The organism is Microbispora sp. ATCC PTA-5024 (assembly GCF_000511135.2).
In the GTDB taxonomy this organism is placed as follows: Bacteria; Actinomycetota; Actinomycetes; order Streptosporangiales; family Streptosporangiaceae; genus Microbispora; species Microbispora corallina.
In genome coordinates, this window is sequence record NZ_KI866523.1 from 441,698 (window position 1) to 448,541 (window position 6,844).

Sequence of the window (6,844 nt, forward strand, 5' to 3'; positions counted from 1 at the left end):
CTCCACCAGGCGCCCCCAACGAAGAACGGTCGAATGCCTCAGCGATCGCTTCACCGCTCGCGAGTCGTCGTGAGCTGGATCCAGCAGTCAGGACGCTCACACTCCCACCGTTCCAGCCAGGAACTCGGTGGTCAGCGCCCATTAGGATTTGGTTGGTGTCGACCCTCGGGCACCAGGAAGGCCCCGAGAAGATGCAGGTCATCGACTCGGCTGCTTTGTCGTGTCCGGCCCCGGTCCAGCGGTCCGTGATGCTCCCCGATACTTCGCGAAGTTTCAGCGCATCAGCCCGTCGTCCAGCGACGGAGTTTCTCCGGGTTGCGCACTACCCAGATGTGCCTGATGCGGTCGCCCGCGACGTCGAAGGCGAACACCGTCACGGTCACCCCGTCCTGCTGCGCCACCAGCCCGGGCTGGCCGTTGACCGTGCGTTCCAGGATCGTCGTGCCGGCCGAGGCCCGCTTGGCGAGCTCGATCCAGGCGCGTGCGATCTGCGGGCCGCCTTCGATGGGGCTCACGAAGGCCATGGCGAGGCCACCGCTGTCGGCGATCGCCGTGGCGTCGGGGTCGAGCAGGCCGATCAGGGCGTCGATGTCCTTCGCCTCCCATGCCTGCTTGAAGTCGCTGACGACGGCGGCCCGGCGGGGTGCCGGGGTCGCGGGCCCCTGCGCGGTACGGATGCGGCGACGGGCTGAGGACGCCAGTTGACGGCAGGCCGCCGGGGTCCGGCCGACGATCTCGGCCACCTCGGCGAAGGAGTAGCGGAAGACGTCGTGCAGGATGAGCGCGACACGCTCGGCCGGGGTCATCGACTCAAGCACGACGAGGAAGGCCATGCTGATCGACTCGTCGAGGGTGACCCGGTCGGCCGGGTCGACCGCGATGCCGCCCGGCCGCTCGGTGATCCACTCCATGCGTTCCGGCAGCGGCTCGGGGATCCATTCCCCCACGTAGGTCTCGCGCCGCGTCCGTGCCGCGCCGAGCACGTTCAGGCAGATGCGGCCCGCGACCGTGGCCCGCCAGGCACGGGGGGACGCGATGGCGTCCTGCTGCTGCGCGGACATGGCGTACCAGCGGGCGTAGGTCTCCTGGACGGCGTCCTCGGCCTCGGCGAGAGAGCCCAGCAACCGGTACGTGAGATTGACCAGCTGACGCCACTCGCTCACGATCGCGCTCACGTGCGGATCGGCCCGGTGATCTCCTGGCCCGGATCGGTCGGTCATGGTGTCGCCGGCTCCCTCGTTCGCTCGTGCCCTCACCAGTCAGACAAGACAGCGCGCCGGAATGTGAGGTCCGCGCGCCAGCTGACATTCCGGGGGGCTGCGTTGTCTTACTGCTGAGACGCAGCCGGCCAGGGACACCTCCGGGACCGAAGGAGCTTCGGGCCGGGACCCGAAGCCACCGTCACCGTGCCGCCTGCGCCTTGAGCCACATCGACGAGCAGGCCAGGAGGGCATCATGACCACCTCGATTCCGGCGACGTCGTTCGCCGCCCCGGCGTCCGCGCAGCGCCTGGAGCGGGCGGCCGACGCGCTGAGGGCACACGGTTTCACCGTCGAGATCCTCGACGACGCGGCCGCCGCGCGCACCCGCGTCAAGGAGCTGATCCCCGAGGGCGCCGGCGTCCTCACCGGGGCCAGCGAGACCCTCCGCCTGTCCGGCATCGACGACGACATCAACGCCGGCGGGCGGTACCAGGCCGTCAAGCCACGGGTGCTGGCCATGGACCGCGCCACCCAGTCGGACGAGATCCGGCGGACGGTGGCCATCCCCGACTTCGTCGTGGGAAGCGTCCACGCGGTCACCGAAACCGGCTCCCTCGTGGCCGCCTCGGGCAGCGGAAGCCAGCTACCCAGCTACTCGGGCGGCGCCGCCCGCGCGATCTGGGTCGTCGGGGCGCAGAAGGTGGTACCCGACCTGGACACCGCACTGCGCCGCGTCGAAGAGCACTGCCTCCCGCTGGAGACGGCCCGGACTCTGGCGCTTTACGGGCGGCCGAGCGCCGTCAACCGCGTGCTCATCCTCAACGCGGAGTACTCCCCCGGGCGCGGCACCGTCCTACTGCTCCGCCAGGCCATCGGATTCTAAGACCGCCAGGAGTCACACGTAGGCAGCAGTGGTCCGTCCTCCCCGTGGGATCCGTCGGATGCCACGGGGAGCCGCCGGCCTGCGAAACCCTGCGACCGGTCAGGGTTGGAGGTCGGTCATTCCTTTGCCGGTCGCGATGTCGAGCGGCACGGAAACCTGGTCGTGCGCGATCAACCAGGTGCCGTCGATCTTCCGGAGACAGAGAGTGCCCCGGACCCACATGCCGCTCGTCGCCGTCCCGTTCTTCAGCGTGCCGCTGAGCCGGCCGAAGAAGTGCCCGAACGCCACATCGTCGCCCACGGCGAGCGTCAGGTCGCGGACCTCGTAGGTCACGTCCTCGAAGGTCGTGAACACCCTCTCCCAGTTCTTCATTTTCGCCGCCGTCCCCACATGAGCCAGGGGCGGCTCGACGTCGAAGGACACGACGTCCGTCGTGTAGAGCTGCTTCAGTCCCTCGAGATCCTTGTCCTGAATGCCTTTGACGATCCTGTCGATGTGCTGACGGATCTCGGATTCCTCAACCTCACGCCGCATAGCCATCGCTATCCATTCCTTTCATTCCGTACGGAATCTCGACTTGTCACTGAGGGATCACCCCGCGGGCCTGGTGACGGTGCGCGGGGCGGAGGCCGGCTGCTCGGGACGCGGGCCGCCCTTGGGCCAGAACAGGGAGCCCGGCCTGCGGGCCTCGCGGCGGATCTTCCACACCCCGAGCCTGCACGTCAGCTCCTTGTACGCCGCGCTGATGCGGCCGCCGACGTAGACGTTCACCGGGGTGTCGTCCTTGCGGGCGAGCTGTCGCACAGCGGCGTGCCGGCCGAGGCTGACGCAGGCCCCCGTGAAGGCCAGGTCGATCACCGCCGGTTCGGTCCGCGCGATGTGGCTCAGCACGGTGTCGGCGGCCTGCGCCCCGAGCGGCCCGGCGGCGTAGCAGCTCATCCGCAGTGGCCGGCCCGACGGTGCAGCGGCGTCCCCGGCCGCCACGATGCGATCGTCGTCGACGCTGGTCAGGGTCTCGTCGGTGAGCAGCCGGCCGAGCGCATCGGTCCGCAGCCCGCTCGCGGCCGCCAGGTCCGGCACGCCGAATCCCGCCGCCCAGATGGTCAGCGCGCTCGCGCACAGCGCACCGTCCGCGAGGACGACAGCGTCCGGCCGGACCTCGGTCACATCGTTGGCCTCGATCACGGCGACACCGTGCCGGGACAGCCATCTGGCGACGTACCGGCGACCCGGCGCACTCACCGAGGGCGCCAGGACGCCGCCGCACACCAGCGTGACCCCGCGTCCCCGCTCGGCCAGTTCGGCCGCCGTCTCGATGCCGGTCAACCCGGCGCCGACCACGGTGACCGGAGCATCGGGAGGCAACTCCTCCAGCCTGGCGCGCAGCCGCTGCGCGGACTCGAGTTCGGCGACGTGGAACGCGAACTCGGCCGCGCCCGGCACCGATGACGGTGTCGTGCCGGTGCTGCCGACCGCGTAGACGACGTAGTCGTAGTCCAGGGCGCGGCCCGACGCCAGCCGCACGGTGCGGGTGGCGGCGTCGATGCGCGTGGCACTGTCGACGAGCAGCCGGATCCCCCCGCCCAGCAGGGTGCCGTAGTCCACCGTAGCCTCGCCGGTGCCGGCCACGAACTGGTGCAGCCGGACGCGGTCGACGAAGTCAGGGCGGGGGTTGACCAGGGCGATGTCGACGTCGGCGCGCGTCCGCAGCCGGTTGGCCGCGAGCGTGCCGGCGTAACCGCCGCCGATGACGACGACCTTGTGAGGAGTGTGCTGTCCGGACGTGGACATGGTGAGGGTCTCCCTTACGAGCCGTGCCCGTGGTGAACGGTTCTCAGCAATCCGACGAGGCAACCCCGCGAAATGTCAGGCGCCGCGCCCGGGCATCCGGCCGCCAGTCGTGACCGGGCCCTGACAGCACAGGGCCGCGGGCGTGGCTCTCCGCCGGCACCGCGGCCCTGTGACCTGTTGTTCCGTACGGTGATTCAGAATCCGATGGCTTCGCGGAGCAGCAGGACGGTGCCGCGCCCGGGATGGGGTTCAGGACCGTTCGCTGTGGGACCTCGGCCAGATCGCCGAGGGAAGTGCGATGCTCGACCGGGCGATCGAGCTGAGCGGGCGCGGTCCCTACGTCGTCCAGGCCGCGATCGCCTCGCTGCAGACGCGCCGGCGGATCGACTGGCCGCAGGTCGCCCGGCTGTACCGCCGGCTGGCCGACCTGACCGGCTCGCCGGTGGTGGAGCTCAACCGCGCTGTGGCGGTCGCCCAGGCAGGCGATCCCGCCGCCGCGCTGCGCGCCGTGGACCGCCTCGACCTGGACGGTTACGTGTATCTCCACTCCACCCGGGGTGAGTTGTTGCGACGTCTCGGCCGCCACGACCAGGCACGGGAGGCGTACCGGAGGGCGCTGGAGCTGGCCACGTCGACCCCTGAGCGACGGTTCCTGTCCCGGCGGCTCGAAGAGCTCTGAGCGTGTCCCCTGCGCGGGCGCCAGTGGTCGTCGAGGACGTGAGCACGGCGGGGCGAACACCGCAACGGGCATGACGCGATCTCCCGCACCGATGACATACTGGACAGGTGACTGTCGATGCGACGCCCGACCCCTCCCGGAAGCGATCGCGGCTCTCCCTCCTCCTGCGCCTGCTCCACCGCGAATACGCCGTCGGCATCGAGACCGCCCTCGCCGAGGCGGGCTACGGTGACATCCGGTCCGGGGACGCGAAGGTGTTCCCGTTCGTCCCACCCGAGGGAATCCAGATCCGCGATCTGGCCATCCGCGCCGGCGTGCGCAAACAGACCATGGCGCAGTCGGTCGACCAGCTGGAGCGGGCCGGTTATCTGGAACGCCGCCCGAACCCCCGGGACGGCCGGTCGCGGCTGATCGTGCTCACCGAACGCGGAGCGGCGGTACGACCGCTGGCGGCCGGTGCGGGCGACCTCATCGAGAAGCGATGGGCCGAACTGACCAGCCCCGAGGACTTCGAGACCCTTCACACGCTCCTGCGCCGCCTGCTGGACCGCATCGGCGAGGCAGATCCGGAAGCGGCCGAACGCCTGACGTCGATCGACGGGGACCGCCTCGACTGAAGGGCGCGGCGTCGATGAAATTTTCACCGCCACGCCGACGGCGTCCGCGGCTTCTTTCCTGGTCAGAAACCGAATGCATACGCGGTTTCCGGTGAGAGATCCGCGACGAGAAGCCGCATGCTTGACACATCTCCTGACTTAATATTTGCTCCGCTGCACCACCACCTCCAGTCGCCCGGAAGAGAGGAGCACCGGGGAGCCTCCGATTTTGTTAACGTTAACATTTCGTCGGCTTAACGACAGGCGGGACAGTTGGATCGGCAGAGCGCATCGCGGGCCGCCCTCATCTGATATTCGGCGGAATCACACGACGCATTCCGAGGGCCGGCCATATTCTCCATCGGCACCGCCGATGAGAGAACGCGCACGCGGCCTGCCGGCGCCGGCGGATGTCTTCGCCCTGCTCTTCCGCGGCGGGAAAAGGGGGTCGCGCACGCGCGGCCGCCGTACTGCCCCGGGGTGACTGATGGTGGGCTCACCTGGCGCTTCGAATCCGTCTGGGGAGACGCCGCCCGACCGGCACGCGCCCAAGCCGACACCGGACGCTCCCACCCGCTGAGGGACATGAATCGCTTTCCCATCGACGCATGTCGATTTGTTCGAACGACAAAAGGGAGTTGCGTGACGTTGAAACAGAGATCTATTTTCGCCGCCATCGGGGCCGCCGTGCTTCTCGTCCTGGCCACGGGACGCATGGCCTTGAGCGACAGCCTCGGCGCCACCACGTCGTCCACGACCGCCGCCGTCGCGGCGGCGACCTCCGGATGCGGTAAGGCTCCGACGCTGAGAAGCGGTTCGCAGACGATTACAACCAGCGGCAAGAATCGCACCTGGATCCTGAGGATTCCCGACAACTACGACAACAGCCACCCCTACCGGCTGATCATGGCGTACCACTGGCTGAACGGCACCGCCCAGATCGTCGACTCGGGCGGATCGGACGGAGCCGTCTGGGCCTATTACGGGCTCAAGCAACTGTCGAACAACAGCACGATCTTCATCGCGCCCCAGGGCATCAACAACGGCTGGGGCAACAGCAACGGCGAGGACCTGACCTTCACCGACGACGTGCTGAGGCTTGTCGAGAACGATCTGTGCGTCGACACGACGCAGCGCTTCGCCATGGGGTGGAGCTACGGCGGCTCGATGAGCTTCGCGGTCGCGTGCGCCCGGCCGACGGTCTTCCGTGCGGTCGCGGTCTACTCCGGCGCGAACCTCAGTGGGTGCAACGGCGGCACGCAGCCCGTCGCGTACATGGGGATCCACGGAATCCACGACTCGGTGCTCAACATCTCCAACGGCCGGTCGCTGCGTGACAGGTTCGTCTCGAACAACGGCTGCACCCCGATGACCCCGCGGGAGCCCACACAGGGCAGCCTCACGCACATCACCACCACGTACTCGGGCTGCCGGGCCGGGTACCCGGTCGTGTGGGCCGCGTTCGACGGGGATCACACCCCGTCTCCCAACGACGGGTCCACCTCCACCAGCGGTGCCAGGACCTGGACGTCGGGAGAGGTCTGGAGGTTCTTCACGCAGTTCCAGTCCGGCCCGTCGCCCTCGCCGTCGCCCTCGCCGTCGCCGTCGCCGTCCCCGTCTCCTTCGCCCTCCCCGTCCCCGTCTCCTTCGCCGTCCCCGTCGCCGTCTCCCTCGCCGTCGCCCAGCGGCGGAT

7 protein-coding genes are annotated in these 6,844 nt (G+C 69.3%); 4 read left to right on the forward strand and 3 right to left on the reverse strand.

Annotated elements, in window-relative coordinates:
- Positions 1-281: 281 nt before the first annotated feature.
- Positions 282-1,220: an RNA polymerase sigma factor SigJ gene (gene sigJ / locus MPTA5024_RS14530; RefSeq protein ID WP_036324585.1), complete on the reverse strand. Its 939-nt coding sequence runs from the start codon at positions 1,218-1,220 to the stop codon at positions 282-284.
- A gap of 235 nt (positions 1,221-1,455) precedes the next feature.
- Here sigJ and MPTA5024_RS14535 point away from each other — a divergent pair, with 235 nt between their 5' ends.
- On the forward strand, positions 1,456-2,085 hold the full coding sequence (locus tag MPTA5024_RS14535) for an LUD domain-containing protein (protein ID WP_036324587.1): 630 nt from the start codon (positions 1,456-1,458) through the stop codon (positions 2,083-2,085).
- A gap of 99 nt (positions 2,086-2,184) precedes the next feature.
- Here the strand turns inward: MPTA5024_RS14535 and MPTA5024_RS14540 are convergent, their stop codons facing one another.
- Together MPTA5024_RS14540 and MPTA5024_RS14545 are read right to left on the reverse strand one after the other, a co-directional pair.
- On the reverse strand, positions 2,185-2,619 hold the full coding sequence (locus MPTA5024_RS14540) for a YybH family protein (RefSeq protein ID WP_232326471.1): 435 nt from the start codon (positions 2,617-2,619) through the stop codon (positions 2,185-2,187).
- 57 nt (positions 2,620-2,676) lie between these two features.
- A complete protein-coding gene (locus MPTA5024_RS14545; RefSeq protein ID WP_036324591.1) occupies positions 2,677-3,876 on the reverse strand; it encodes an NAD(P)/FAD-dependent oxidoreductase in 1,200 nt (399 codons plus the stop codon).
- A gap of 298 nt (positions 3,877-4,174) precedes the next feature.
- Here MPTA5024_RS14545 and MPTA5024_RS14550 point away from each other — a divergent pair, with 298 nt between their 5' ends.
- The 3 genes from MPTA5024_RS14550 to MPTA5024_RS14560 form a co-directional block, all read left to right on the forward strand.
- On the forward strand, positions 4,175-4,555 hold the full coding sequence (locus MPTA5024_RS14550; RefSeq protein ID WP_198167153.1) for a tetratricopeptide repeat protein: 381 nt from the start codon (positions 4,175-4,177) through the stop codon (positions 4,553-4,555).
- Positions 4,556-4,662: 107 nt separating this feature from the next.
- Entirely contained in the window at positions 4,663-5,172 is a 510-nt protein-coding gene (locus MPTA5024_RS14555) for a MarR family transcriptional regulator (RefSeq protein ID WP_051458172.1), read from the forward strand.
- 621 nt (positions 5,173-5,793) lie between these two features.
- The coding region (locus MPTA5024_RS14560; RefSeq protein ID WP_232326472.1) for an alpha/beta hydrolase family esterase at positions 5,794-6,844 on the forward strand (1,051 nt) is incomplete at its 3' end.